This window comes from Streptomyces sp. NPDC048441, from assembly GCF_043200235.1.
Lineage (GTDB): Bacteria > Actinomycetota > Actinomycetes > Streptomycetales > Streptomycetaceae > Streptomyces.
This window is the reverse complement of record NZ_JBICXM010000009.1, coordinates 252510-277617: the sequence shown is the minus strand read 5'-3', so window position 1 is coordinate 277617 and position 25108 is coordinate 252510. Positions and strand designations below refer to the sequence as shown.

At 71.0% G+C, this 25108-nt stretch carries 26 protein-coding genes; 15 read left to right on the top strand and 11 right to left on the bottom strand.

Annotation, left to right across the window (positions count from 1 at the left end; translation table 11 throughout):
* The first annotated feature begins 150 nt into the window (after positions 1 to 150).
* From ACGFSB_RS23725 to ACGFSB_RS23715, 3 genes are all read left to right on the top strand, one after another.
* Positions 151 to 1446: an ROK family protein gene (locus ACGFSB_RS23725; protein WP_393402587.1), complete on the top strand. Its 1296-nt coding sequence runs from the start codon at positions 151 to 153 to the stop codon at positions 1444 to 1446.
* Between the two features lie 237 nt (positions 1447 to 1683).
* Positions 1684 to 2760, top strand: coding sequence for a medium chain dehydrogenase/reductase family protein (locus ACGFSB_RS23720; RefSeq protein ID WP_393402584.1), 1077 nt, complete (start codon positions 1684 to 1686; stop codon positions 2758 to 2760).
* An 87-nt stretch (positions 2761 to 2847) separates the two neighbouring features.
* On the top strand, positions 2848 to 2976 hold the full coding sequence (locus tag ACGFSB_RS23715; RefSeq protein WP_393402582.1) for a hypothetical protein: 129 nt from the start codon (positions 2848 to 2850) through the stop codon (positions 2974 to 2976).
* 133 nt (positions 2977 to 3109) lie between these two features.
* Here the strand turns inward: ACGFSB_RS23715 and ACGFSB_RS23710 are convergent, their stop codons facing one another.
* The gene (locus ACGFSB_RS23710; RefSeq protein ID WP_393402580.1) at positions 3110 to 3670 is read right to left on the bottom strand and encodes an NAD(P)H-dependent oxidoreductase; all 561 of its coding nucleotides are present in this window, start codon (positions 3668 to 3670) and stop codon (positions 3110 to 3112) included.
* Between the two features lie 141 nt (positions 3671 to 3811).
* On the opposite strand from ACGFSB_RS23710, the gene ACGFSB_RS23705 reads away from it, so the two are divergent.
* A complete protein-coding gene (locus tag ACGFSB_RS23705; protein WP_393402578.1) occupies positions 3812 to 4459 on the top strand; it encodes a TetR/AcrR family transcriptional regulator in 648 nt (215 codons plus the stop codon).
* A 24-nt stretch (positions 4460 to 4483) separates the two neighbouring features.
* On the opposite strand, the gene ACGFSB_RS23700 is transcribed toward ACGFSB_RS23705, so the two are convergent.
* A complete protein-coding gene (locus ACGFSB_RS23700) occupies positions 4484 to 5512 on the bottom strand; it encodes a GlxA family transcriptional regulator (protein WP_393402575.1) in 1029 nt (342 codons plus the stop codon).
* 102 nt (positions 5513 to 5614) lie between these two features.
* Here ACGFSB_RS23700 and ACGFSB_RS23695 point away from each other — a divergent pair, with 102 nt between their 5' ends.
* The gene (locus ACGFSB_RS23695) at positions 5615 to 6919 is read left to right on the top strand and encodes an MFS transporter (protein ID WP_393402572.1); all 1305 of its coding nucleotides are present in this window, start codon (positions 5615 to 5617) and stop codon (positions 6917 to 6919) included.
* An 11-nt stretch (positions 6920 to 6930) separates the two neighbouring features.
* On the opposite strand, the gene ACGFSB_RS23690 is transcribed toward ACGFSB_RS23695, so the two are convergent.
* A complete protein-coding gene (locus ACGFSB_RS23690; RefSeq protein WP_393402569.1) occupies positions 6931 to 7455 on the bottom strand; it encodes a DinB family protein in 525 nt (174 codons plus the stop codon).
* 100 nt (positions 7456 to 7555) lie between these two features.
* Complete coding sequence (locus ACGFSB_RS23685; RefSeq protein WP_393402793.1) at positions 7556 to 9340, bottom strand: ABC transporter ATP-binding protein; 1785 nt, start codon at positions 9338 to 9340, stop codon at positions 7556 to 7558.
* A gap of 259 nt (positions 9341 to 9599) precedes the next feature.
* Here ACGFSB_RS23685 and ACGFSB_RS23680 point away from each other — a divergent pair, with 259 nt between their 5' ends.
* The 3 genes from ACGFSB_RS23680 to ACGFSB_RS23670 all read left to right on the top strand — a co-directional run bounded on the left by ACGFSB_RS23680 (position 9600) and on the right by ACGFSB_RS23670 (position 13705).
* Positions 9600 to 11735 (top strand): ATP-binding protein, encoded by a 2136-nt coding sequence (locus ACGFSB_RS23680; protein WP_393402566.1) that lies wholly within the window; start codon positions 9600 to 9602, stop codon positions 11733 to 11735.
* 228 nt (positions 11736 to 11963) lie between these two features.
* Positions 11964 to 13280: a hypothetical protein gene (locus ACGFSB_RS23675; RefSeq protein WP_393402564.1), complete on the top strand. Its 1317-nt coding sequence runs from the start codon at positions 11964 to 11966 to the stop codon at positions 13278 to 13280.
* 20 nt (positions 13281 to 13300) lie between these two features.
* The gene (locus ACGFSB_RS23670; protein WP_393402562.1) at positions 13301 to 13705 is read left to right on the top strand and encodes a hypothetical protein; all 405 of its coding nucleotides are present in this window, start codon (positions 13301 to 13303) and stop codon (positions 13703 to 13705) included.
* A gap of 73 nt (positions 13706 to 13778) precedes the next feature.
* Here the strand turns inward: ACGFSB_RS23670 and ACGFSB_RS23665 are convergent, their stop codons facing one another.
* A complete protein-coding gene (locus tag ACGFSB_RS23665) occupies positions 13779 to 13925 on the bottom strand; it encodes a hypothetical protein (protein ID WP_393402560.1) in 147 nt (48 codons plus the stop codon).
* A gap of 140 nt (positions 13926 to 14065) precedes the next feature.
* Here ACGFSB_RS23665 and ACGFSB_RS23660 point away from each other — a divergent pair, with 140 nt between their 5' ends.
* The 4 genes from ACGFSB_RS23660 (at position 14066) to ACGFSB_RS23645 (ending at position 16087) form a co-directional block, all read left to right on the top strand.
* On the top strand, positions 14066 to 14464 hold the full coding sequence (locus ACGFSB_RS23660) for a tetratricopeptide repeat protein (RefSeq protein WP_393402557.1): 399 nt from the start codon (positions 14066 to 14068) through the stop codon (positions 14462 to 14464).
* Positions 14465 to 14740: 276 nt separating this feature from the next.
* On the top strand, positions 14741 to 15316 hold the full coding sequence (locus tag ACGFSB_RS23655; protein ID WP_393402554.1) for a hypothetical protein: 576 nt from the start codon (positions 14741 to 14743) through the stop codon (positions 15314 to 15316).
* A 210-nt stretch (positions 15317 to 15526) separates the two neighbouring features.
* Positions 15527 to 15772 carry a hypothetical protein gene (locus tag ACGFSB_RS23650; RefSeq protein ID WP_393402552.1) on the top strand — a complete coding sequence of 82 codons (246 nt, stop codon included), beginning with the start codon at positions 15527 to 15529 and terminating at the stop codon, positions 15770 to 15772.
* 123 nt (positions 15773 to 15895) lie between these two features.
* Positions 15896 to 16087, top strand: a complete 192-nt coding sequence (locus ACGFSB_RS23645) for a DUF5999 family protein (protein WP_393402549.1) — start codon at positions 15896 to 15898, stop codon at positions 16085 to 16087.
* Between the two features lie 39 nt (positions 16088 to 16126).
* On the opposite strand, the gene ACGFSB_RS23640 is transcribed toward ACGFSB_RS23645, so the two are convergent.
* Positions 16127 to 16738 carry a TetR/AcrR family transcriptional regulator gene (locus tag ACGFSB_RS23640; protein ID WP_393402546.1) on the bottom strand — a complete coding sequence of 204 codons (612 nt, stop codon included), beginning with the start codon at positions 16736 to 16738 and terminating at the stop codon, positions 16127 to 16129.
* A gap of 122 nt (positions 16739 to 16860) precedes the next feature.
* On the opposite strand from ACGFSB_RS23640, the gene ACGFSB_RS23635 reads away from it, so the two are divergent.
* Positions 16861 to 18333: a cytochrome P450 gene (locus ACGFSB_RS23635; protein WP_393402543.1), complete on the top strand. Its 1473-nt coding sequence runs from the start codon at positions 16861 to 16863 to the stop codon at positions 18331 to 18333.
* A 38-nt stretch (positions 18334 to 18371) separates the two neighbouring features.
* Here the strand turns inward: ACGFSB_RS23635 and ACGFSB_RS23630 are convergent, their stop codons facing one another.
* From ACGFSB_RS23630 to ACGFSB_RS23620, 3 genes are all read right to left on the bottom strand, one after another.
* Positions 18372 to 18593 carry a hypothetical protein gene (locus ACGFSB_RS23630; RefSeq protein ID WP_393402540.1) on the bottom strand — a complete coding sequence of 74 codons (222 nt, stop codon included), beginning with the start codon at positions 18591 to 18593 and terminating at the stop codon, positions 18372 to 18374.
* Positions 18594 to 18718: 125 nt separating this feature from the next.
* Positions 18719 to 19030 (bottom strand): hypothetical protein, encoded by a 312-nt coding sequence (locus ACGFSB_RS23625; protein WP_393402537.1) that lies wholly within the window; start codon positions 19028 to 19030, stop codon positions 18719 to 18721.
* Positions 19031 to 19095: 65 nt separating this feature from the next.
* A complete protein-coding gene (locus ACGFSB_RS23620; RefSeq protein WP_393402790.1) occupies positions 19096 to 19665 on the bottom strand; it encodes a TetR/AcrR family transcriptional regulator in 570 nt (189 codons plus the stop codon).
* Positions 19666 to 19880: 215 nt separating this feature from the next.
* Here ACGFSB_RS23620 and ACGFSB_RS23615 point away from each other — a divergent pair, with 215 nt between their 5' ends.
* A complete protein-coding gene (locus tag ACGFSB_RS23615; protein WP_393402534.1) occupies positions 19881 to 21329 on the top strand; it encodes a purine-cytosine permease family protein in 1449 nt (482 codons plus the stop codon).
* 62 nt (positions 21330 to 21391) lie between these two features.
* Entirely contained in the window at positions 21392 to 23056 is a 1665-nt protein-coding gene (locus tag ACGFSB_RS23610) for an amidohydrolase (protein ID WP_393402532.1), read from the top strand.
* On the opposite strand, the gene ACGFSB_RS23605 is transcribed toward ACGFSB_RS23610, so the two are convergent.
* Together ACGFSB_RS23605 and ACGFSB_RS23600 are read right to left on the bottom strand one after the other, a co-directional pair.
* Positions 23053 to 24258, bottom strand: coding sequence for a glycosyltransferase (locus ACGFSB_RS23605; RefSeq protein WP_393402529.1), 1206 nt, complete (start codon positions 24256 to 24258; stop codon positions 23053 to 23055). The genes ACGFSB_RS23610 and ACGFSB_RS23605 overlap by 4 nt on opposite strands.
* Positions 24255 to 25043, bottom strand: a complete 789-nt coding sequence (locus ACGFSB_RS23600) for a MerR family transcriptional regulator (protein ID WP_393402526.1) — start codon at positions 25041 to 25043, stop codon at positions 24255 to 24257. Before ACGFSB_RS23600 ends, ACGFSB_RS23605 begins: the two co-directional genes overlap by 4 nt.
* Positions 25044 to 25108 lie beyond the last annotated feature (65 nt).

The window sequence follows — 25108 nt, the reverse complement described above, 5'->3', positions numbered from 1 at the left end:
TGGCTCAGCGCCGGGTTCGGACCCGCGCTGTGTTCAACTCTTGAATGACCTCATGACTTAATTTAGGACGTGAGTTAAACCGGCAGGGAAGATACCGTCAAGAGGTCACACAGGACCAACTTCGAGGCAGAGCACGCCGGAAGGAACCACATGGCTGGGCAGCGCAACGGGCGTACGGTGCACGACCTGCGGCGGGAGAACCGCGCCGCCGTACTCCAGCGGTTGTACTTCGACGGACCGATGAGCCGCTTCACGCTCGGGCCCGCCACCGGACTGAGTTCAGGTTCCATCAGCAACGTCGTGGCCGATCTCGTGGCGGAGGGGTGGGTGGAGGAGGCAGGCAGCGTGGAGTCCGACGGCGGGCGGCCGCGTACGCTGCTGCGCGTCGCGCCGAGCCGCGGACGGCTGATCGGCGTGGACGTCGGCGAGACCCGCGTACGCGTCGAGCTCTTCGACCTTTCCCTCTCCGAACTCGCCCGCGCGGAACGGCCGTTGACCCTGAAGGGCCACGACGTCGGCGGAATCGCCGCACACATCAGCGACGGCATCCGCGAGGTCCTCGGCGCGACGGACGTCACCGACGAAGGGCTCCTCGGCGTCGGGATCGGCGTCCCCGGAGTCGTCGCGCGCGACAGTGAACTCGGCGCGCTTGTGCACGGCCAGACCATCGACTGGGACGCGGTCCCGCTGGAGTCACTCCTCCGGGAGTCCGGCCAACTCCCCGACTCCGTCCCGTACTTCATCGACAACGGCGCCAAGACGCTCGGCCAGGCCGAGATGTGGTTCGGCGCCGGGCGCGGCACACGCAACGCGGTGGTGGTCCTGTTCGGCTCGGGCGTCGGCGCCTGCGTCGTCACCGAGGATCTGGCGCAGGGCCGCGCCCTCGAGTGGGGGCATCTCACCGTTCGCGTGCAGGGCAGACGGTGCCGGTGCGGGGCACTCGGCTGCCTGGAGGCGTACGCGGGGGCCGAGGCGCTGCTCGAACGGTGGCAGGAGGCGGGTGGGCGTCCGCCCGGGGGCGTGGACGAGGAGAGCGCGCTCACCGCGATGCTCAGCGCCGCCCATCCGGAGGGCGACGGTGCGGCCCCCGACCCGACGGCTCTGCTGGTCCTGGAGGAGACCGCCGAGTACCTGGGCGCGGGGCTCTCCGATCTGATCAACCTCTTCCAGCCGGAGCGGATCATCGTCGGCGGCTGGGCAGGACTCCAGCTCGGGCAGCGGTTCCTGACCGCGGTGAAGCGCTACATCCCCACCTACGCCCTGGCCTACCCGGCGGGGCGCGTCACCATCGGCCTGGGCCGCCTCGGCCCGGACGCGGTGACGGTCGGGGCGGCGACGCTCCCGCTCGCCGACTTCTTCGCGCGGGGCGGGCGGCGCGCGGCCCCGGTACGCGAGGCCGAACTACCGGGCTGGCAGGCCGCGTTGGAGGGGCGTTCGCCGAAGTGATGGCTAGTGGGGAGTAGGCGGGTGCGGGAGCGTCAGGGCTTCCGCACTGCTGCGCTTCTGGCTCACGAGTGGGCGGTTCCGGCTTGCGCCGGAGCCGCCCACTCGCGCTTTCACCCCTTGACCAATCGCCTTGACCTGCCGCCTTGACCTGCCGCCTTGACCTGCCGACGCGATAGGTACACACTCACGTTAGAGGTTATAACTACAGCTTTACCGAGAAGCGCACCGGGAGACGTCATGTGGGAGCGGCAGACGATGAGCGAGCGGCACAACGACAAGGAGCTCGCGATGACCGAGGTCGTCCTGCCCGGAGCGGTCGAGCCGGAGGGGCTCGAGGTCCGGCAGACAGCGGCGCCGGTTCCGGCGGCCGGTCAGGTTCTGCTGGCCATGGAGGCGACGGGGATCTCGTTCGCCGAGCAGCAGATGCGGCGCGGCAAGTACTTCGACCAGCCGCCCTACCCCTTCGTCCCCGGGTACGACGTGGTGGGCCGCGTCGTCGCGGTGGGCGCCGGAGCGGATCAGGGGCTTGCCGGACGACGGTTCGCGGCGCTGACGAAGACCGGCGGGTGGGCCAGCCAGGTGGTCGTGGAAGCCGCCGATCTGGTCGAGGTACCCGAGTCCGTCGCGTCAACCGACGCCGAGACCCTCGTCGTCAACGGCATCACGGCCTGGCAGATGCTGCACCGCATCGCCAAGGCCGAGCGAGGACAGACCATCCTGGTGCTCGGCGCGAACGGCGGGGTCGGAACCACCCTCGTACAGCTGGCCCGCCAGGCGGGAGTACGTGTGATCGGCACGGCTTCACCGCGGCACCACGATGCCCTGCGCGCTCTCGGCGTAGCGCCCGTCGACTATCGCGATCCCCAACTCACCACGCGTCTGCGGGCGTTGGCACCGAACGGAGTCGACGCCGTTTTCGATCACGTGGGCGGCGATGGCATCGTGGACTCGTTCCACATGCTCGCACCCGGCGGCACCCTCGTCTCGTACGGCACCGCCTCCACCCGCGATGTCACCGGCTCGTCGAAGGCGCCCGTCCTGAAGCTGCTCGCACGCCTCGCTTACTGGAATCTGCTGCCCAACTCACGTCACGCGCACTTCTTCAACATCTGGGCCGGCAAGAAGAAGGCAGACGTCTTCCGCGCCCGGCTTCGCGAGGACCTCTCCCAGGTCTTCGCGCTGCTCGCCGACGGAGCCATCGAGGCGCAGATCGCCGACCGGATCCCGCTGTCCCGGGTCGCGGACGCGATGCGGCTCGCCGAGTCCGGCACGGTCGCGGGCAAGGTGGTCCTGGTTCCCGACGCGGCGGCATGAGGCCCCACGGGCTCACGGACCGCGTAGCCGCTTCCCGACGCGGGTCGCGCCGCGGCGCACCCCTGCCGAAGAAGCGGTATGCACTCGATGACCTCGAAGAACCCACTGCTCGACCGGGCCGCCGCCTTCCTCTTCCCGGATACCGATGACCATTACGGCGTACTGCCGCCGCTCCTCATCCTGTTGACCTTCGTCACGGGCCTAGGGCCCTTCTGATGGATCTCCGCGGCTTCGCGACGCCCGGCACGCACCCTCGGCGCACAGCGCAAAGGGACAGGCGGCTCCGCCACGTGACCCTTCACACCGCACGCCGAGGGCACGCAACGACCGGACGAGGCCCCCGAAGAGGTCAGGCAGCAGCAGCGCCGGCCTGCTCCGTGAGGCGGGTGACGACCTCGGTGAGGGCCGTGGTCACCTCGGCATCGTCGGCCGGGTGCGTTTCGGCGAAGCGCGTGAGGGATGCCGGGATGGAGAGCTTGGCGTCCTCCAGGACCGCGCCGCCGGCCAGACCCGCGGCCTTGCGGGCCTCGTCCTGCGCCCATACGCCGCCGTACTGGCCGAACGCGGTGCCGACCACGGCGACCGGCTTGCCGGAGATCGCGCCCGCGCCGTACGGACGGGACAGCCAGTCGATCGAGTTCTTCAGGACGGCGGGCATGGTGCCGTTGTACTCGGGCGAGAACAGGAGGAAGGCGTCGACGCCGCCCGCCACCTCGCGCAGCCGGGCCGCGGCGGCCGGGACGCTGCCTTCGGCGTCGATGTCCTCGTTGTAGAAGGGCACCTCCGCGAGACCCTCGTACAGCTCGATCTCCACACCAGCGGGCGCATGCTTGGCGGCGGCCTCGGCGAGCTGGCGGTTGTGGGAGCCGGCGCGGAGGCTGCCGACGAGCGCAAGGATGCGTACTGACATGGGGAAACTCCTGAAAGTGCGTACAGAACTGCGGGACTCATGAACTCATGTGCGGAATCAACCGGACCGGGGTCCGTTTAAAGTTGTACCACCTAAGTGGACCGCGGTCCACTTGTCGGCCCGCAGCGCTACCCTGGACCCATGACCGGCCCCACTCCCCCTCTGCCGCCCTCACCCGAAAGTCCGGGCGGGGTGCCGGAACTCGTCCTCACCCCCCTCGGCGAACCGCCGTTGCTCAGGGCCGACGCGGCGCGCAACCGCACACGCCTGCTCGATGCCGCCGCGCGGCTGATGGCCGGATGCGGGGCCGCGCAGCTGACCATGGACGCGGTGGCGGTGGCTGCCGGTGTCGGCAAAGGGACGGTCTTCCGGCGCTTCGGCGACCGCACCGGGCTCCTCGTCGCCCTCCTTGACCACCGCGAGCAGCAGCTCCAGGCCGCCTTCCTCACGGGTCCGGCGCCGCTCGGCCCCGACGCCCCGCCCCTGGAGCGCCTGCACGCCTTCGGCCCCGCCCTCATCCGGCACGAACGCGAGCACCACGAACTGATCCTGGCCTCCAGGACCGACCCCCTGCGCACGTACGCCGTCCCGGCGAACCGGCTGCGCCTCACCCACGTCACGATGCTGCTGCGCCAGGCAGGCGCGGCGGGCGACGCCGAACTCCTCGCGCACACCCTGCTCGGATCCATCGACAGCGTCCTCGTCCACCACCTGACCGCCGAGCGCGGCATGTCGCTCGACCGCGTGGACGCCGCCTGGCACGACCTCGTCGCACGGCTGGCGCCCTAGCCGCCGCCGGACGGCCGGACCGGCTCAGCCGGGCAGCCCGCGGTACGTACGGCGGTACGCGGCCGGCGTCGTGCCAAGCAGACGGTGGAAGTGCTGACGCAGGCTGTCTCCCGTGCCGAGCCCCGCGCGTTCGGCGACGGTGTCGACGGGCAGGTCCGTGGTCTCCAGGAGCGTGCGGGCGTGGGTGACCCGCTGCTGGTTGAGCCATTTCAAGGGGGTGGTGCCCACCTCGCGGGCGAAGTGGCGTTCGAAGGTGCGTACGCTCATGCCCGCGCGGGCCGCGAGCTCGGCGATCGGCAACGGCCGGTCGAGACGGGTCAGGGCCCAGTCGAGCACCGGAGCAAGGCCGACGACCGAGGCCGAAGTGGTTTGCCCAGACGGCGACTTGGGTCTGGCGTACTGCGCCTGATCGCCCTCCCGGTGCGGGGCCACCACCATCCGGCGGCCCACTTCGGCGGCGACAGTGGCGCCATGATCGCCCCGCACGATGTGCAGGCACAGGTCGAGCGCGGCCGCCGTGCCCGCGCTGGTCAGGATGGAGCCGTCGTCGATGTAGAGGGCGCGGTCGTCGACCCTGACGTCCGGGTGGCGGCGGCGCAGCTCGTCGGCGTACATCCAGTGGGTGGCCACCTCACGGCCCGCCAGCAGACCGGCCGCCGCGAGGACGAACGCGCCCGAGCACAGGGAAGCGATCCGGGCGCCCCGGGCATGTGCGGAACAGAGCGCGTCGAGGAGCGCCGCGGGCGGTTCGTATCCGTCCATCACACAGGCCGGGACGATCACCAGGTCGGCCGAGGCCAGGGCCTCCAGGCCGTGCGAGCTCTCCATCCGCAGCCCGCCCACGGCGTGGTGCGCACCCGGCACGGTCTGGCACAGCACCAACTCGTATCCCGGCGAGGGGATTTCCCCACCGTCTTGACCGAACACCGCGCAGGGCACGGCCAGTTCGAAGAGGGACGACGGTGAGAGGAGGGTGACGGCCACACGCAACGGTGCCGCCTGAGCGGGAGGCGGAGCCGAAGCGGGGGTGCGCGCGGGCCGTAGATGCGTCATGACGTAAATCTAGTGGTCCTTGCCGTTTCCGTCACTGTTACGGCGTCGCCGCAGGCCACAGGCTCGGTACTGCCAGTACGGATGACATGGAAGGCAGCAGACGTGAGCCGAGCACAGCGGGCGGTGGGTCGCGTGCCCGTGCAGTGGCGGGTCGGCGGGGCCGGGATGGCGGCGGTCGGCGTCACCTTCGGGTTCGCGCGCTACGGATACGGGCTCTTCCTGCCCGAGTTCCGGCGCGCCTTCGACCTGCCGGTCGCGCTGGTCGGGCTGATCGCCAGCGCCAGCTATCTGGGCTATGTGGCCGCCTTGTTGCTGGTCGGCGTACTCGTGACCCGCCTCGGGCCGCGCCCACTGGTCGTCATCGGCGGGCTCTTTGCAGCCGGCGGCATGGGCCTGGTGGCGTGCGCCCGAGGTCCGGCGACCCTGACCGCAGGCCTTGTCCTGGCCGGGACGAGCCCGGGTTGGGTGTGGGCGCCGTACTCCGACGCGGTGGACCGTATGCTCGCGCCGCAGCTGCGGGAGCGGGCGATGGGCGCGATCGCCACCGGCACCGCCTTCGCGGTCACCGTGGCCGGACCGCTCGCCCTGGCCACCCAGGGACCGCAGTGGCGCAAGGCCTGGCTGGCCTTCGCCGCCGCGGCGCTGCTCGCCACGCTCGGCAACGCCCTCGTCCTGCCGGGCGGAGGGCGGGCCCACCCGGCGGGGAACAGCGGTGCCGGTCGCGAGGCTCACCCGGCGACGGACGAACACCCGCCTCGCACACTCCACCGAGCACCCCGCCCCGGCATCAGCTGGCTCGCTCGCCCCGCGGCCCTCCCGCTCTACGCGACGGCCTTTTCCTACGGCCTGGTCGGCGCCGTCTACTGGGCCTTCGCCGTCGAGGCGGTCTCCGACCACGCGGGGGCGTACGCCGACGTCGCCGCGCCGCTGTTCTGGACCCTGATGGGCCTGGCAGGCACCGCGGGCGTGCTGACCGGGCACACCATCGGGCGGTACGGGCTTCGCCGCGTCCATCGGTGGATCTTCGCGGGGCTCGCCGGTGCCGCGGGCCTGCTGGCCGTCGCCGGGCTGCCCGGCGCCGCCCTGCCCGGCGCGCTGCTCTCCGCGCTCGTCTACGGACCCTGCTTCATGGCCGGTTCAGGTCTCCTCGCGGTGTGGAGCTACCGCGTCTTCCCGGACCGGCCCACGCCCGGATTCACCGCCACCGTCCTCTTCCTGGGCCTGGGCACCATCACCGGTCCCGCGCTCCTCGGTCTGCTGGCCGAACACCAGGGCCTCCCGGCCGTTTTCGCCGCCACCGCGATCGCCTCCGCGCTCACGCAACTCCTCCCACCACCCAAGACCCGGTCACACCCACGCACCCAACACCCCCAAGCACAAGCCCAGTTGAGCAACCACGCCCCGTAGAGGGCTTCGGCTCACACGCCTATCGCACCGTCGATCCGCTCGCGCAGCAGGTCCGCGTGGCCGTTGTGCCGGGCGTACTCCTCGACCATGTGGATGAGCACCCAGCGCAGCGAGACCGTTCCGCGCCAACCGTCGTCGCCCTCGACATCCAGGTCGGGTGCCTCGGCGACGAAGCGGTCGGCGAAGGCCGCCTCGGCGCGCCAGACGTCCCACGCGGCGGCGATCACGGCCGGTTCGGGCACGGCGCCGTCGAAGTCCTGGTCGGGGTTCGCGTCGCTGCCGAAGAGGGGCGGCGCGTCCTCACCTGCGAGCACGCACCGGAACCAGCGGCGCTCCACATCGGCGAGGTGCCGGACGAGGCCGAGCAGCGAGAGCGTGGAGGGCTCCACGGACCGCCGGGCCAACTCGGCCTCCAGACCCGCGCACTTCAGCTCCAGCGTCGTGCGCTGGGCCGCGAGGAAGTCGACGAGCATGTGCCGCTCGTCGCCGGTGGTCCGTGCGCCGAGCCTGCCGTCCCGCTCTTCGTCGACGAACATTTCCGCTCTTCTGCGTCCGCTGGCCGTGGTCATACCCCCATCAACCCCGGCCGTCCCGTGTGGGCCAGCAGTTGTCCCTGCGCTGTCCGGGCGAGACCGATCACGCCGACGTCGCGAGGAACTGGGTCGCGGCGAGCTCGCCGTACAGCGGATCGGCCGCCACCAACTCCTCGTGCGTACCGGAAGCACGGACCCGCCCCGCGTCCATCACCACGATCCGGTCGGCCAGCGTCACCGTCGAAAGCCGGTGTGCCACCACGAGGACCGTCACCTCCCTGGAGACCTCGGCGACGACATCACGCAACGCCATTTCGTTCACCGCGTCGAGCTGCGAGGTCGCCTCGTCGAGGAGCAGGAGGCGCGGTTTGCGCAGCAACGCCCTGGCGATCGCCACCCGTTGGCGCTCACCGCCGGACAGCTGGGAGCCGCGGTGCCCGACCAGGGTCTCCAGGCCGTCGGGCAGCCGTTCGACGAGGGTGTGCAGTCTGGCGCGTACGAGAACGTCCTGGATCTCGGGATCGGTCGTGCCGGGCGCCCCGAAGAGGAGGTTCTCGCGCAGGGTGCCCGCGAGGACGGGCGCGTCCTGCTCCACGTATCCGATGGCGGCGCGGAGTTCGGCGAGCGGCCACGCGTGCACGTCGCGGCCGTCGACGAGGACGCGGCCGCCCGTCGCGTCGTAGAACCGTTCGAGCAGACCGAAGACGGTGGTCTTGCCCGCGCCCGAAGGGCCGACGAAGGCGGTCATGCCGGGGCCCGGGATGTCGAAGGTGACGCCGTGATGGACGTACGGAAGGCCTTCCCGGTAGCGGAAGGTCACGTCTTCGAAGGTGACGGCGGCCGGACCGCGCCCCTGTGGCCGCTCCGCGGGCGACTCCGTGACGTCCTCCGTCTCCAGACGTTCGGCCCGTACGATCCGGGCGATGGCCGCCGAGCCGACCTGATACTGCGTGACTCCCTCGACAAGGCGGGACACGGGGTCGATCAGATAGAAGAGGAAGAGCAGGAAGGCCACGAGCGTCGAGATCGAGATCGCGCCGGACGCGACGCGCGCGCCGCCGATGCCCAGTACGGCGAGGAACGAGACCTGCACGGCGAGGCCGACCGAACTCCACGCCACCGCCTGCCACTTGGCTGACCGCACCCCATGTCGCCAGGCCTCCTGCGTGGCGGCCCGCACGGAGGCGGTCTCGCGCTCCTCCGCGCCTGAGGCCTTGAGCGTGCGGAAAGCGCCGAACGCCCGCTCCAGCGCGGTCGAAATCGTGCCGACCGCCTCCTGGGCACGCTCCGTCGACCGGGCGATCTTCGGCATCACCAGGGCCACCGCTCCGCCGATCAGGACGATCACGCCGAGCGTGACGCTCAGCAGAACGACGTCCATCAGGCCCATCATCGTGATCGTCGCGATGAAGGTGAGCCCGCCCGCGACCGCGGACACCACGGACTGCGTGGTGACGGCGCGCAGCAGTGTCGTGTCCGAGGTGATCCGGGACATCAGGTCGCCGGGCTGGGTGCGCTCGACCTCCGGCAACCTGAGCCGCAGCAGCCGCCCGATCAGGGTGCGCCTGGCAGCGAGCACCACGGATTCGGCGGTGCGCTCGAGGACGTACGCGCCAAAGGATTCGATCGCGGTGCCGAGCACCACGAGCGCGGTGAGCAGCAGGATGATCCCGGCGATCGAGTCGTCGCTGCCGAGACGGTCCACCAGGGTCTTCGCGGCCAGTGGCTGGGCGAGGCCGGTCGCGGCGCCGATCAGCGTGCAGAGGGCGCCGAGAGCGACGGCCGCGCGGTGCGGGCGGAAGTAGCGGTACAGCGCCCGCCAGGTCTCGGCGGCGGAGAGCCGCTCCTGCGCCGACCGCGCTTCGGCCGGTCTCTCCTGCGCCGGGATCCCCGGCTCGCTCCTGGTCACGCCAAGCAGGACGCCGGTGACGGCTGATCTACCTGACTGGCTCGGCCCCCTCGCCCCGTGGCGCCCCGTGACTCGCCCCGTAACCCAGATCGAGGCGCGGAGTTAGAGGATCTGTCGAACTCGATGCAGTGACGATTCTGCACGGCGAGTGTGGCATCGGCGGGCAGTGAGCTCGCGGCGTGGAGGGCCCGAGCGTGAAGGGGATGACAGGGCAGTGCGTGTTCGCGGGGGTGGGCTGATGGGCCGGGCGGAAGAGTTGCAGAGACTCCGCCGCCTGCTGGCCCAGAGCAGGCTGGTGACAGTGGCGGGTGGCGCGGGCATCGGCAAGAGCACCCTGGCCGCTCATGCCGCGGCCGCGGTGGGCGGCCAGCTGCCGGACGGCGTGGTGATGGTGCGGTGGTGGGACGGCGGGCCCCCGGTGCGGGGCCGGTCGGTAGCGCGGGCGGTGGTGCTCGCGATGGACGGGGAGACGGATGGGGGCGGCAGGGAAGACGGGGACGGCAAGGATCACGGGGACGCTAGGGAATACGGGGACGGTAGGCAACACCGGATCGGCGTGGCCGGCGACAGACAGGCGTCCGCCGACGGGCAGGACGGCCGGGCGGCCGGACGAAGCGCCGGAGGCCGGCAGACGCCCCCCGAGCAGACGACCCACCACTGCGCCCCGCACCCCCATCCCCACTCCCATCCCCCCGAGGACACGCAAGGCAGCGCAGACCCGCTGAACGTCAGCGAGCGTGAGCTCATCTCCCGGCTTCGGGACCGCCGTGTGCTCGTCGTCCTCGATGACTTCGACCCGGTGCGCGACGAGTGCGTACGTCTCGTGCAGTTTCTGTTGCAGCGCGCTCCGGGCGTGCGCGTACTCGCCACCGGGCGTCATCCCCTCGGCCTGGGGCAGGAGTTGGTGCTGCGTCTCGGACCGCTCCCGGTCACCGTGCCCGGCGCCGGGGAGGAACCCGGGCCCGCTGTGCGGCTTTTCATGGAGCGGGCGCGTGGTGTCCGGCTCGGAGCCTCCCCTGAACCCCTCCCTGAGGAAGCCGACGAAGCCGAGCTGCGTGCCGTGAGCGACATCTGCGCTCGGCTGGAAGGCGTGCCACTGGCTGTGGAGCTCGCCGCGGAGCAGACCGCCCAGCATCCGCCCGCGCAGCTCGCGCGGATGCTGCGGCCCGCGCAAGGGTGGCTCGGCAGGCCGGAAGCGCCCTTACGGCGGCACCGGTCCCTGAGGGCCGCGGTGGGCGCGAGTTACGCGTTGTGCGGGCAGGCCGAGCGGAGCGTCTGGGCGCGGCTCAGTGTCTTCGCGGGCGCGTTCGACGAAGATGCCGCCGTGCACGTGTGCGCGGGCGGCGGACTCGCCCCCGCGCGGGTGGCTTCCTGCCTGGCGCGGCTCGTCCTGGCTTCGGTGCTAGAGCCGGTGCGCGATCCCGGTGGGGTGCTCCAGCCCCGGTACCGGCTGTCCGCGGCGGCCCGCGGGTTCGGTGCCGAGCGCCTCGAATCCGTCGGGGAGTCCGCCGCGGCGGCCGCCCGCCATCTGACCTGGTACAGCACCGTCGCCTCGACCGCCCATCAGTTGTGGAGCACCGGGCGGCACGAGCAGGCGACCCTGCTCCTCAGCGACGAGGAGCCCAATCTGCGCGCCGCCCTCGAGCGTGGCCCGCACACCGCCGACCAGAGCGCGACCGCGCTCGGCATGGCCGTCGACCTGTGGTTCTGGTGGGCTGTGTGCGGGCATGCCGCCGAGGGGCGTGAGCATCTGCGGCGGCTGTTGCCCCTCGGCCGCTCCGACACCCTCGTCTGCGGGCGGGCCCTCTGGCTGGCCGGTTGGCTCGCGGCGTGCACGGGCTCCCCGGACGCCGGGGAACTCCTCGGCCAGGCCTGGCGCGTGGCCGTCCTCACCGGCGACGACGCCACCGTCGGCCGGGTATCCCACGCGCAGGGCATCCTCGAACTGCGGGGCGGCGACACCGAGCGCGCCATCGAGCATCTGCGGGAGGCCGCTCACACCATCCCCTCCCATGCGGTGCACGGTCCACCGGCCGCCGTCAGCTGGGCCGAGCTCGCTGTGGTCCAGGCGCGCGTCCGCCCGGCCGACGCACTGCGCAGCGTCCGTCGCGCATCGGCCGGTACGCAGCTGCGGCACGACATATGGACGCGCTCCGTAACGCAGTACGCGCACGCCCTCGTCGAGCATCTGCGCGGCCGCCGCAGCAGCGCCTGGCGCCGCGCGCACAAGTCCCTCGCCGCAGTCACCTCCGTGGCCGGGCCGCTCGGCGGCGCCTCGGTCCGTCAGCTGATCGCCGAGATCGAGCGCGGTCCCGCACTCGGCGGGGCGGCGGAGCGCATCCCTCCGTGCGGGTGGAATCCACCCGGCACCTGAGACGCGCCGCCGGGCCACCCATGGGCACCTCGCGGCCCACTGATGGACCATCAATTCTTACGTTCCGTCACTTCTGCGACAGAACAGTCCATCTGCGCCCGCACTTAGCGACTCTCCGTAAGATTTTATTCCGGGTCAAATCTCATAAAAGATACTTATTCACCTGATTCATTCATCTTCCCGCGGTCTACAGATGCTCCGACCAGGAAGCGAGTGAACGGAGTGAGTATGCACGCGGTCGGCCGAAGGCACGCGCTGGGTCTGGGGCTTGCGGTGACCGCGGGCGTGGGCCTTGCCGGGTGCGGTGTGAAGGACTCCGAGGATCCGGGTTCAGTCTCCGGTCAGCACGGTGCGCAGCAGAAGCAGAAGCCGCAACAGAAACGGAAACAGCGTGCGGCGAAGCCGATCGGTGACGGTTCGACGGCGTACACGGGACAGCAGCCGAACCAGCCGGACACGCCCGTCCCCCTCCAGCCGGGTGAGACGCCCCCGCAGTTCGTGATCTTCTCCTGGGACGGCGCGGGCGAGGTCGGCAACGGCCTCTTCCCGCGTTTTCTGAAGCTGGCCGAGGATCACGACGCCCGGATGACATTCTTCCTCTCCGGGGTCTATCTGCTCCCCGAGTCCAAGAAGCGGCTCTACAAGCCGCCGAACAACGCGGTCGGCGCCTCCGACATCGGCTATCTCACCGACGGTCACATCAAGGAAACCCTCAAGTACGTCCGCCAGGCCTGGCTCGAAGGCCATGAGATCGGCACGCACTTCAACGGGCACTTCTGCACAGGCACCGGCAGCGTCGCCAACTGGACGCCCGCGCAATGGCAGAGCGAGATCGACCAGGCCACCTCCTTCGTCAAGGAATGGCGGACGAACACCGGCTGGACCGATCTGCCCTCGCTGCCTTTCGACTACGACAAGGAACTCGTCGGCGGCCGCACTCCGTGCCTCCTCGGCCGGAACAATCTGCTGCCCGTCGCCCGCGATCTCGGCTGGCGCTACGACTCCTCGTCGCCCGGCGGCCTCCAGCAATGGCCGGGAAAACGCCTCGGCGTATGGGATCTGCCGCTCCAGCAGATCCCGTTCCCCGGGCACCGGTTCGAAGTCCTCTCCATGGATTACAACGTCCTGGCCAACCAGTCGAAGAACTCGACGCGGGCACCCTCGTACAACTATCCCGGCTGGCGCACGCAGGCTACCGAGTCCTACCTCGCCGGTTTCCGACGGGCGTACGAGACGAATCGCGCGCCGTTCTTCATCGGCAACCACTTCGAGGAGTGGAACGGCGGCATTTACATGGACGCCGTCGAGGAAGCCCTCAAGGGGATGGCCGGAAAGAAGGACGTACGCCTCGTCTCCTTCCGGCAGTTCGTCGACTGGCTCGACGTCCAGGACCCCGCCGTCCTCGCCAAGCTGCGCGGACTCGGAGTGGGGCAGCGCCCCGAAGGCGGCTGGAAGAGCTATCTCGGCGGCGGGACCAGAAGAGAAAGCAACAGCGAAATCACCAGCGAACCCAACAACAAAGTCAACAGCAAAGTCAACAGCTGAATGGAGACGGAAAGTTGACCGTGAACCGGTTGAAACTGAAGTACGCGTCGGTGGCAGGGCTTGCGGCCATCGCCGTTCTGACAGGCCCGGCAGCGGCGGGTGCCACCGCCGCGACCCCGCACGCATCCGCGACCGCCCCGGCCGCGGCCCCGCGACCGACACTGACGGCGAAGGCGACCGTGGGCAGTGTGCGCGCCTGGCAGCAGTTCCGTATCTACGGAGTCAGCCACCACATGCGGACCGGAACGCGCGTCACGCTGCAGCAGAAGCAGGGCAAGCGGTGGGTGTCGCTGCCCGCGTCGATGAACACCACGCGCTCCGCGACGTACAACATGCGGGTCAAGATCGGCCTCAAGGGGCGCAACGCCCTGCGCATCGTCGGTGGCGGCGCCATCTCGCCCGTGGTCAATGTAACGGTCCGCTGAGCGCCCTCGACCTATGCCACGACGAGGCGCCTCGCACGCTCCCTCCCTGTGCGGGACGCCTCGTTCAGCCGGGTCAGGCTCCGATCTTGTCCAGCTTCGCGGGCCACTTCCAGCTCGACGTCCAGTAGTAGCTGGAGGGGACCTTCCGCCAGTAGTCCGAGTGACTGTCGAGGATCACGTGGTAGGTGACGGAGTAGGAGCAGCGGTTGATCACCTTCAAGCGGGAGCTGGTCCAGTGCCCTGCTCGGCACCGCCCTGGTCCAGCTGGAGCTGGGCGATGCGGCCGCCTCCGGCCGGACGTCTTCGCAGGCGCTCAAGCTGGCCCAGGAGATCGGCAATCCACACAGCCAGGCGTGGGCGATGATCGCGCTGGGGCTCTCCCACTGCTACGCGGGAGCCCACCCGGAGGGCACGGGGTGGCACCGCAGGGCCGCCGATCTCGCCCGCCGGATCGGCGAACCCCACACCGAGGCCATGGCGCTCAACGGCATCGGCTACGGATACACCCACTTGGCCCGTCACGAGGAGGCCGAGCGGCACCTGCGCGCCGCGCTCACGCCGCGCCTGCGCATCCGGCACGGTGAGGCCGAGACCCGCGGCGATCTGGCTGCACTCCTGGACGCCGTGCACCGCACGGAGTCGGCCCGCGCCGAGGCGGAGCGGGCCCGGTCGATCTACGCGCGGATCCTCCCCGCGGGAAGCGCCGAGCCATCGCTCCCGGTGTTGGCCGATCGTGGCGCCCGAAGACGTCATGGCTGAGACCAGGACTGCTGACGCCCATCCGCATCGCTTTCGACAGCTCGGCGAAGTATCCGGCGACCGGCCGCACGATCCGGCGACCCAGTTCGAGATGCAGCTGGCACCGCACGCGCTGAGCCTGCTGCCTGCTGCCTGCTGCCGGGTGGGGTGAGACACCCGGTACGCCGGGCGCACCCGATGCATCACCCGGACGCGCCGCGAGGGCGGCCACCCGTGGCCGTTATCGAGCCGTAATGTCCCCTTCGCCCCAACTCCCAGGTGAAGGAGAGTTCTTACGTGCGTGCCCGTCTCATGGCCGCTACTGCCGTCCCCCGCATCGTCGTCCTCTTCCTCCTCCCGCTGCTCACCACCCTCAGCGGCACCCTGCTCGCCCCGGCACACGCCCACGCGGCCGCACCTGCGCGGCACGCCCCCGCCGTCGCCAGGCTCCTGGCCCCGCCGCCCGCACCCACCGAGCCGTGCACCAGCAAGGATCCCGCCGTCTGCCTGATCCGGCAGATGAGCCCGGAGGAGCGGGAGCAGGCGCGCGAGGTGCGGCTGCGCTACCACCGGCTCCTGGACACCATGGAGCGCGTGGCGGACCGTATGCACGAGGAGGGCCGCTCCGACGAGGAGATCGCCCGCGTCCTCGTCGACATGCGCAACGACGCCAAGGACATCACCCGGGCCGGCATGTCCCCCGAGGCGGTCCAGGCACTGGAGCAGCGGAACATGGACAAGTACGGCAACCCGCTCGGCCCGACAGCGGACCAGCAGTTCGCCAAGTACGGCAGCTGGGCGAAGGTCATCGAGGCGTCGACGCGCACCAGCGCCGCCGTCGACCGGGAACTCGGCATCCCGCCGCGCGTCTGACGCCCATGGTGCTCCAGGATTACGACCACCACGGCCGGACGTGGGCCCTCGACCCCCGTACGGGTCTCCTGTCCCCCGCGTCCGACCCCCTGCCACGGCTTCGTCCATGTGGGCGACGGGTCGGCAGCGGCGGCACTGTACGCCGACCCGTCCGACGCGGAGCCGACCCTCTGGCTCCAGCACGGTCAACGCCGCTGGGATTGCGGAAAAGTGACCGCCCATCAGTCCGCAGGACCGAACGGCACCCGCCGCTTCACGGTCGAGGGCGCGCGGGGAACGGCCCTCGAACTCCTCTACCCCGCACCGGACACCGGCCCTTTCGACCCGACGTACGACTGGATCGACGCGGAGTCGGACGACTTCTTCCTCTGGGCGGCGGGCCGTCTGTCGGACGTGGACACCACGTCAAATACCGCACTCCTGGCGCACTTCAGGGCCGGTTTCCTCCCCGCCTGAGGTCACAAGTAGCCTCTCCGTGCGATGAGTTGATGTCTCCGGTGGAGTCTTCACTCACACAAGGAGAAACCGAACAAGACCGGGCCGCGCACAAGGTTCGCGACCCCCACCCGGAGGTACACCATGTGCGCCCACCAGCCCCCGTGCCCGCCCGCCGACAGCCCCGACCACCTCGCGGCCCGGATCCTCTCCGCCCACCCCGAACAGGGCTGGAGCCTGCTGTGCAACGGCACGATCGTCTTCGACGACACCGGCGAGCTGCTTCCGGACGGACGCGTGGTGGCGGTGACGAGGCCGCCCGCGATGGCCGCCTGAACGCGCGGGGGCCGGCGAGGGGGGCACGCGACAGTCACCTCACGGCGCGATCGCGCCGAGCAGCGCCCTGGCGCACAGATCCCGCACCTGTGCGCGCGGCAGCAGCTCCGGCTCCTCAAGCCACTCCAGGCAGACGGCGACCATGAAGGCGAGCCAGCCGCGCACGGCCAGGCGCAGGGTGGGCAGGTCGTGGGGGGTGGACGCTGTCTCGGGGTCCGCGGCCAGCGCCTCCAGGATCTGGTCCTCGTGGGCCGCCAGGCCTTCCCGGTAGATCCTGCGGACCGTGGCGTCGCCCGTCTCCTCCGCACGGTGGAAGGCGCGGAAGCCTTCCGCGTGGGATTCGACGTACGCGAGGAACGTGTCGAGGCCCGTCCCGATCTGATCGCGGACGGGGATGCCCGGGACAGCTGCCGTCAGGCGCAACATGCGGGTGCTCTCGCGCTGCACCACCGCCGCGAAGAAGTCGCTCTTGGTCGGGAAGTAGTGGTAGAGCAGGCCGCGTGAGACTCCCGCGATCTCCGCCACCCGCTCGACCCACACATCGTCGTAGGGATTCTGGGCGAAGAGCCGCGCGCCCGCCGAGAGCAGCTGCTCCCTGCGCTCCTCCGTACTGAGTCTGCGGCGCGTGCGCTCCTGCGGTTTCGCGGCCATGCGAGCACCTTACTTGACGTGGATTCAACAGCGGGACCAGACTGGGAGCCCTTATTGAATCCACGTACAACAGACACGTACAACAGGCTCAATGGGCCCGTGGCACAAGGGAGATGGCACATATGGCGCAGGTGTCGCAGACCTCGCAGGTGGCGAGGGGTGCCGAGCCCCCCAAAGGGTTCCGCAGCGCCGAGCTCGGGTGGCCGCGTCTCGACCTCATCCCGCATCCGCCGCGCCGCCTGCCACTGATCGGCGACGTACTGGGCGCCAACGTCCGCACACCCGTGCAGGACTCGATGCGGATAGGCGGCAGCCTGGGCCCGATCTTCCGCCGCAAGGCCTTCGGCAAGGAGATCGTCTTCGTCTGGGGCTCCGAGCTCGCGGCCGAGCTCGCCGACGAGTCCCGGTTCGCCAAGCACGTGGGGCTCGGCGTCGCCAATCTGCGGCCGGTCGCCGGTGACGGCCTGTTCACCGCGTACAACCACGAGCCCAACTGGCAGCTGGCGCACGACATCCTCGCGCCGGGCTTCAGCCGGGACGCGATGGCGGGCTACCACCCGCTGATGCTGGACGTCGCCCGGCAGCTGACGGCCCGCTGGGACGCGCGGGAAGCGGCGGGCCGGGCCGTGGACGTGCCCGGCGACATGACGAAGCTGACCCTGGAGACGATCGCCCGCACCGGCTTCGGCCACGACTTCGGTTCCTTCGAGCGGTCAAGGCCGCACCCCTTCGTGTCGGCGATGGTCGGCACGCTCTCCTACGCCCAGCGCCGCAACGTCGTACCGCCCGCGCTCGCCCCGCTCGTGCTGCGCGGCGCCACCCGGCGCAACGCCGCCGACATGGCCTACCTCAACCGCACCGTCGACGACGTGGTCGCGGCCCGCCGCGCCGCTTCGGGCCCCGGCAACGGCGACCTGCTCGACCGGATGCTGGAGGTCGCCCACCCCGACACCGGCGAGCGGCTCTCCGCCGAGAACATCCGGCGCCAGGTCATCACCTTCCTGGTCGCCGGACACGAGACGACTTCGGGCGCCCTCTCCTTCGCCCTGCACTACCTCGCCCGTTCCCCCGAAGTCCTGGCCCGCGCGCAGGCCGAGGTGGACCGGGTCTGGGGAGAGGCGGCGGAACCCGCCTACGAGCAGGTCGCCAAGCTGCGCTATCTGCGCCGCGTCCTCGACGAGTCGCTGCGGCTCTGGCCGACCGCGCCCGGCTTCTCCCGCCAGGCCCTGCACGACACCACCATCGGCGGCATCCACCCCATGCGTGAGGGTGCCTGGGCTCTCGTACTCGCCACGCTCCTGCACCGCGATCCGACGGCGTGGGGCGAGCGGCCCGAGGAATTCGACCCCGACCGGTTCGCCCCTTCGGCCGTACGCGCACGTCCTGCCCATGTCTTCAAGCCGTTCGGCACCGGCGCGCGGGCCTGCATCGGCCGCCAGTTCGCGCTGCACGAGGCGACGTTGGTACTTGGCCTGCTCCTTCGCCGCTACGACCTGCACGCAGAGCCGGGGTACCAACTGCGGGTCGCCGAGCGCCTCACGCTCATGCCGGAGGGGCTCACCCTGCGGCTCACCCGCCGCGCCACGGCAGCGTAGGGACGCGATTGTCAGACCCGTGCGCAAGAGTGGAGGGTTCAGCGGTGCGAACCATCGGGCCGTCCGACCCCGCGCAGAGGAGCTCTCGACATGACCGGCACGCCGACCCCTGAACTGGCCGCCGCCCAGGCCTGCTTGCGGCTGCTGCACACCGCACGAGCCGCGCTGTCAGGACCCGCACCGGCAGCGGCGGCGTCGCTGCTCGCCGGGCCCATCGCGGAGGCGGACGAAGCGCTGCGCCGCGCGGGCCTGACGGGCAACGAGGCCGAGCTCCTGAACAGGATCTACGACCTCGAGCCCGATCCCGGCCCCTATCCGTATCCCCATCCCCATCCCCACCCCCGGAGTCGCGGCGCTTCAGCTGCTTCGACGACTCCGGCACCTTCTAATCCATCGGCTCCTTCGCCTCCTCCAATTCCCTCGGCTCCCTCGACTCCCTCGACTCCCTCGGCTCCCTCGACTCCTTCGGCTTCCAGGTGAACTTGTCGCCGCCCACCCAGCGCACGGCATCCGGATCGTCCACGTCGTGCAGGACGACGCCCAGCTGAGCGGCGACCTCCAGGACGTCGACGAGCTCCCTGGCCTCGCCGACCACCTCGCCGTCGAGCTCCACGATGCGGAAGGGTGGTCGGCCGGGGTTGACACCGAGGACCGTGATCCTGGGGTTCGCCATATGGAGGCTCGCGCTTTCGGTCATGCTCAGAGGCTTCCACGCTCCGGCTCCGTCTTGACCATCACGACCTGCCCGTTCGGCCGCTCGGGCTACGCGCCGGTCGTTTCGGGGCGTGCGACGAGACATTCGGCCGCCGAGCGCGCGGATGCGAGGGCTCCCCTGCGGTCCGCACCACGCTGCCCGAGGACGACCCGGGTGCTCAGGCCGTCGAGGAGCGCGAGGAGTTCACCGGCGCGGCCCGCCGCGTCGTCCACCTCGAAGGCCTCCTGAGCCGCGCCCTGCGTGAGCAGGGCCTCCAGATCCCGCTGCCAGCCGCGGTCCAGATCGTCCTGGGCCGCGCGGAGCGGTTCGTTCGCCCCGGCCCGCGCCCAGAGCTCGATCCACAGCATCCAGCGGGGATCGCGCGGCCCCTTGGGCAAGTACATCCGCAAGAAGCGGTCGAGCTTTCGGGCGGGTGCCGCCCGGCCCGCGAGCAGCGCGCGGCGCTCCTCGGTGAGCGCGGCCTCGCTCCAGCTCAGCGCCTCCAGGAGCAGGCGGTCCTTGCTGCCGAAGTAGTACAGGATGTGGCCGCCGCTGGTGCCCAGGCGATCGGCGAGCGCGGACATGGTGAGCGCGGCGAGGCCGTTCTCGGCGATCGCCGTCATCGCCTCTTCGAGCATCCGGTCCCGCGCGACCTGCCCGTCCCGCCGTCGTGCCACGCCTGCTCCCGTTCCGGTCCCCGCGTCCTGCTCCACCCTGCCGACCTTATCCCCGGTGTCCGCGACCGATTTCCCGCAGGGTCTTGACGTCTCCCCGACCCATGGCGCATTTTGAATGCCGTTCTAGGAAATAGAACGGCATTCAAAGTCTGGATGCCGGAGAGTGAGGTGCCCGCATGGCACGACAGGCCCCGGATTCCAACGGGATCGGCACGGGAGTCACCAGCGACGAGGTGTTCCGGGTCGAGACCCACGGCATCGACCCGATCCCGGACGAAGACCGGCACGGCAGCGCCAAGGATCTGTTCTGGCTCTGGTTCGGCTCCAATCTGACCTTCACCTACGTCATCAACGGCGCCCTCGCCGTCAGTTTCGGCCTCAGCTTCTGGCAGGCCACCGCCGTGGTCGTGATCGGCGGGCTCTCCTTCTTCGTCATCAGCGCGGCAGGCCTCAGCGGCATCCGCACCGGCACCGCGACCCTCGTCATCTCCCGTGCGGCCTTCGGTATCCTCGGCAACTTCCCGGCCGGACTGCTCAACTGGGTGGTCTCCATCGGCTACACCATCGTCAACACCGTGGTCGGCACGCTCGCCCTCGAAGCCCTCTTCACAGACCTGGGTCTGGCGGGCGGCGGGGACGTGGCACGCGCCCTCGCGCTCGCGGTGACCCTCGCGATGACGTTCGCGGTGGCGATGTGGGGGCACGCCACCGTGCAGCTCGCCGAACGCTGGATGGCGTACGTCCTGGCCGCGGGCTTCGGCGTGCTGCTCGTCTTCGTGCTGCCCGATGCCGACTTCGGTGCGGCATCGGGCAGCGGCGCGGACTTCTCCGGCTGGACGCTCGCGTTCGTGGTGATGCTGGCGGGGCCGTTCTCGTATCTGCCGATGCCCGCCGACTACACCCGCTATCTGCCCCGGGACACCTCGCTGCGCTCGATCACCGTCACCGGCGCGCTGGGCGGTCTCGTCTCCTCCGTCGCGCTCGGCGTCGCGGGCGTCGCCGCCGCCACGCAGGCCGATATGACGGACGCGGTCGCGGGGGTGGAGAAGCTGCTGCCCGGCTGGTTCCAGCCGGTGTTCCTGCTGCTCGTGCTCGGCGGCTCAGTCACCAACTCGATCCTCACGCTCTACTCCTCCAGCCTGAACCTCCAGGTTCTCGGCATCCCTTGGAATCGCGCGAAGGCCATCGTCATCAGCGTCGTCGTGACGGCGCTCGGCTCGCTCGGCGCGCTGTTCCTGACCGACTTCACCGAGTCCCTGCTCAGTTTCCTCTCGCTGCTGATCATCGTGTTCGCACCGTGGGGCGGGGTGTTCCTCGCCGACATGCTGCTGCGGCGCTGCCGGTACGACACGCAGGCGCTGCACACCACCGGGCGCGGCGGCGCGTACTGGTACCGGGCCGGATTCCACCCGGCCGGTGTCGCCGCCCTCGTCGCCGGGATGGCCTTCGCCGCGCTCACCTGCGACTCGGAGCTGTGGACGGGACCGCTGGTCGCGCCGCTCGGCGGCGGTGATCTCACCCTGCTCGGCTCGGTCGTGGCCGGGCTCGCGTACTGGGCTCTCGCCCGCCGCGGCATCCCCGCTCCCTCGTCCGCAGCCGCCGCTCCGCGCTCCACCTCCGCGTGAAGCACCCCTCGTACGACACGAACCACCCGCATCACCCGCACCACCCCAGGAGCTCACCCCTCATGACCAGCACCACCGCCCCTGCCCCTGCCCCCGCCGACCTCGTCCTGCGCAACGCCCGTATCCACACCGTCGACCCGGACCTCCCATCGGCCGAGGCCCTCGCGGTCCGGGACGGGCGCATCGTGTGGCTCGGGGCCGACAGCGGCGCGGACTCCTGGACGGGCGAAGGCACGCGGATCGTCGACGGGCACGGCCGCCTCGTCCTGCCCGGCTTCATCGACGCCCACAATCACGTACGCCTCGGCTCCGACGACTCCTGCGTGCAGCTCGCCGGGGCGCGCACCCTCGGCGAGATCCACGACCGCATCCGCGCCTGGCGTGCGGAGAACCCGGACGCCTCCTGGATCGAGGCCGAGGCCTTCGACTACTCCGCGATCCCCGGCGGCCGTATGCCGAACGCCGCCGATCTCGACCCTGTCACGGGCGGCACACCCGCCTTCGTCCTCAGTTACGACGTCCACACCGCGTGGCTCAACACGGCCGCCCTGCGCCGTCTGGGCGTCGACCGCGGCCATACGTCGCTGCCGTTCGGCCGCGCCGAGACGGACCCGACGACGGGCGAACCCACCGGTTTCATCAAGGACTTCGCCATCAAAGGGCTCTCCCGCGACGGTCACCGGGCACTGCGCGAGCTCGGTCTGCCGTGGGCGTCGCCCGACCGGCAGTACGGGCGCCTTGCCAAGAGCCTGGACGACGCGATCGGCTTCGGCATCACCACGGTCGTCGAGCCGCAGAACTCCCTGGACGACCTGGAGCTGTTCACCCGCGCCCGCGCGGAGGGGCGGCTGCGTTCGCGGATCGTCGCCGCGCTCTTCCATCCGCGCGGCACGACCGACGCGGATCTGGACGACTTCGCGGCCGCCGCGCATCGGTTCGCGGACGACCGCCTTCGGGTCGGGCCGCTGAAGCTGTACATCGACGATGTCGTCGAGCCGCGCACGGCCGCGCTCCTGGAGCCGTACGCGGGCTGCGGGCGGCATCGGGGCGACACGTTCTACCCGGCGCACGAGTTCGCGGAGCTGCTCGCGAAGCTCGACGCACGCGGCTTCCAATGCTTCGTGCACGCCACCGGTGACCGGGGCATCCGCACGGTCCTGGACGCCGTCGAGCACGCACGCTCCCTCAACGGACCGCGCGACGCCCGCCACCAGGTCGTCCACGTCGAGTGCCTGGACCCCGCCGACACCCCGCGCTTCGCCGGACTCGGCGTCGTCGCCTGTATGCAGCCGCGCCACTGCGCCCCCGACATCGCGGGGCCAGGACAGGACTGGGCCGAGAACATCGGCGCCGACCGGTGGCACAAGGCCTGGCCGATGCGGAGCCTGCACGAGGCGGGGGCGGTGCTCGCGTTGTCCAGCGACTGGAACGTCGCCGAGATGGACCCGATGGCGGGCATCTACACCGCCCTCACCCGCCGCCCCCTGGAGGGCGGCGAAGCCTGGCAGCCCACGGAGACCCTGGACGTGGAGACCGCCGTGCACGGCTACACGATGGGCTCCGCGTACGCCAACTTCCTCGAGGACGAACGGGGTTCACTCACCGTGGGCAAGCTCGCCGACTTCGTCGTGCTGTCGCGGGACATTCTGCGGATACGTCCCGAGGACATCCCGGGGACGCGGACCGAGGTCGTGGTGGTGGGCGGCGAGGAGATGGTGATCCCTTAGCCGAGGTTCCCGACCGCCTTGAGGACGTGCCCCGCGCCGTCCTCCGCGCGTATCCGTCGGGAGACGGAGCCGGCGGCTTCCTTGTACGAGTCCTCGCGCACCGCACGACCGAGCTGCTCGGCGAGCCGTTCCGCGGTGAGCTCCTTGAAGGGGACGGGAGTGGTGGCGGCGCCCAGGGCGGCGAGCCGTGCGGCCCAGAAGGGCTGGTCGGCCATGACCGGTACGGGGACCGCGGGCGCCCCGGCCCGCAGCCCCGCCGCCGTGGTCCCGGCGCCCGCGTGGTGGACGACGGCGGCCATCCTCGGGAACAGGAGCGCGTGGGGCGCCTCGTCGACGGTGAGGATGTCGTCGCCGTGCCCCATCAGCCCTGCCCGCCCCTCCTGGAGAACTCCCCGCAGCCCGGCCCGGCGCAGCGCCGCGACGGCGATCTCGCTCAGCCGCTCCCCGTCACCCGCGGCCATGCTGCCGAACCCGATAAAGACGGGCGGCGGTCCGGCCCGCAGGAAATCCTCGACGGGGGCGGGCAGCGCGGTGTCCGGGTCGTGGTGCGGCCACCAGTTGCCGACGACATCGAGCCCGGCGCGCCAGTCCGCGGGCCTGGGCACCACGGCCGGGCTGAATCCGTGCAGGACCGGCCACCCGACTGCTTCCCGGCGCCGCCGGACAGCGCCCTGGGCAGCCGGCGGCAGCGAGAGACGTGCCCGCAGGTCGGCGACCGCGTCGGCGTAGACACGGTCGGCCATCCGCAGCGAGAAGCGCCCCATGGCGCGGTTTCCCAGGCCGCCGAGCGATCGTCCGCCGCTCACCACCGGCGCGAACTCCCGTGTGGGATGGGTGGGTTGCAGATAGACGCCCAACGCCGGTACATCCATGGCCTCGGCCACCTGCCAGCCGAGCGGAGCGGTGGTCGTCGAGAGGAGCAGTACGTCGGTGCCGGGCTCCACGGCATCGACGAGCCCGGCCCCCAGTTCCCGTACGAACGCGGCGGCCGTGCGCATCAGCTGCCGCTTTCCCGCACCGCCGCCCGCGCTCGTGTCGGCGGGCAGCGGACGGAACGCGAGCCCGGCGCACCGCACCAGCGCGGCGAAGGACTCCTGCGTGGCAAGGGTGACGTCGTGTCCCGCCTCGCGCAGTCGGACACCGAGGCCGGTGTACGGGGCGACATCACCGTACGACCCGGCGGCGGCCAGCAGAATCCTCATCGGCTCCCCACCTCGCTCCCGCCCGCTCCCGCGTTGGCCCGCACCGCCGCGTGCAGGAACGCGGCAAGGCCGGGGCGCTGCTCCGAAGGCGGCACGACGAGGGCGAAGGCACGCGGATCGGTGACGAAGTCGTCGGCGATGCGCAGGTGCATGGCGGGCGGGCAGGGCGTGAACCAGCGGCTGATGTGCTGCCGGTGCTCCTCGGCGAGGTCCGTGGCGCGCTTCCCCTCGGCGGGTTCGTCCTCCTCGAACGCCTTGATGAGTTCGGCCCGCCAGGCCGCGGCCTCACTCATGAGCCGCGCCCAGTCCTCCTTGGAGTGCGCGGCGGCGCGGCTCATCGCCTCCCGGTGCCCCGCGCTGTTCTCCCATTTCAGTCCGGCATCGGTGGCGTAGCTCAGGTCGAAGGTGATCTCGCCGAACACCTCGAACCGCTCCTGCGGGCTGAGCCGCACGCCCGTCTGCTGGACGTCCATGGCCCGCTCGGCGACCTCGACCAGGCGGCCCAGCTTGCCGATCTGCTCCACAAGGGCCTTGTGCCGGGCCCGCAGCTGATCGAGCGCGTTGGCCTGCGGGTCAGCGAGGATCTCCGCGATCTCCTCGAGGGCGAAGCCGAGTTCGCGGTAGAAGAGAATCTGCTGGAGACGTGCCAGATCGGCCTCGCTGTACAGGCGGTACCCGCCGGAACTCCGCTCGCTGGGCACGAGCAGCCCGGAGCGGTCGTAGTGATGCAGAGTGCGGACGGTGACCCCCGCGAACCCGGAGACCTGCCCCACGGTGTAACTCATGGACCTCGCCTTTCGTCACGTACAGCCTGCGGCCTGACGCGACGTGAGGGTCAAGCCACCGGACC

Bases quoted from the DNA above. Each gene is read 5' to 3' on its own strand.
- ACGFSB_RS23725 (WP_393402587.1), top strand. From the start codon at position 151: ATGGCTGGGCAGCGCAACGGGCGTACGGTGCACGACCTGCGGCGGGAG.
- ACGFSB_RS23720 (WP_393402584.1), top strand. From the start codon at position 1,684: ATGTGGGAGCGGCAGACGATGAGCGAGCGGCACAACGACAAGGAGCTC.
- ACGFSB_RS23715 (WP_393402582.1), top strand. From the start codon at position 2,848: ATGACCTCGAAGAACCCACTGCTCGACCGGGCCGCCGCCTTCCTCTTC.
- ACGFSB_RS23710 (WP_393402580.1), bottom strand. From the start codon at position 3,670: ATGTCAGTACGCATCCTTGCGCTCGTCGGCAGCCTCCGCGCCGGCTCC.
- ACGFSB_RS23705 (WP_393402578.1), top strand. From the start codon at position 3,812: ATGACCGGCCCCACTCCCCCTCTGCCGCCCTCACCCGAAAGTCCGGGC.
- ACGFSB_RS23700 (WP_393402575.1), bottom strand. From the start codon at position 5,512: ATGACGCATCTACGGCCCGCGCGCACCCCCGCTTCGGCTCCGCCTCCC.
- ACGFSB_RS23690 (WP_393402569.1), bottom strand. From the start codon at position 7,455: ATGTTCGTCGACGAAGAGCGGGACGGCAGGCTCGGCGCACGGACCACC.
- ACGFSB_RS23680 (WP_393402566.1), top strand. From the start codon at position 9,600: ATGGGCCGGGCGGAAGAGTTGCAGAGACTCCGCCGCCTGCTGGCCCAG.
- ACGFSB_RS23675 (WP_393402564.1), top strand. From the start codon at position 11,964: ATGCACGCGGTCGGCCGAAGGCACGCGCTGGGTCTGGGGCTTGCGGTG.
- ACGFSB_RS23660 (WP_393402557.1), top strand. From the start codon at position 14,066: ATGATCGCGCTGGGGCTCTCCCACTGCTACGCGGGAGCCCACCCGGAG.
- ACGFSB_RS23645 (WP_393402549.1), top strand. From the start codon at position 15,896: ATGTGCGCCCACCAGCCCCCGTGCCCGCCCGCCGACAGCCCCGACCAC.
- ACGFSB_RS23640 (WP_393402546.1), bottom strand. From the start codon at position 16,738: ATGGCCGCGAAACCGCAGGAGCGCACGCGCCGCAGACTCAGTACGGAG.
- ACGFSB_RS23635 (WP_393402543.1), top strand. From the start codon at position 16,861: ATGGCGCAGGTGTCGCAGACCTCGCAGGTGGCGAGGGGTGCCGAGCCC.
- ACGFSB_RS23625 (WP_393402537.1), bottom strand. From the start codon at position 19,030: ATGACCGAAAGCGCGAGCCTCCATATGGCGAACCCCAGGATCACGGTC.
- ACGFSB_RS23620 (WP_393402790.1), bottom strand. From the start codon at position 19,665: ATGCTCGAAGAGGCGATGACGGCGATCGCCGAGAACGGCCTCGCCGCG.
- ACGFSB_RS23615 (WP_393402534.1), top strand. From the start codon at position 19,881: ATGGCACGACAGGCCCCGGATTCCAACGGGATCGGCACGGGAGTCACC.
- ACGFSB_RS23610 (WP_393402532.1), top strand. From the start codon at position 21,392: ATGACCAGCACCACCGCCCCTGCCCCTGCCCCCGCCGACCTCGTCCTG.
- ACGFSB_RS23605 (WP_393402529.1), bottom strand. From the start codon at position 24,258: ATGAGGATTCTGCTGGCCGCCGCCGGGTCGTACGGTGATGTCGCCCCG.
- ACGFSB_RS23600 (WP_393402526.1), bottom strand. From the start codon at position 25,043: ATGAGTTACACCGTGGGGCAGGTCTCCGGGTTCGCGGGGGTCACCGTC.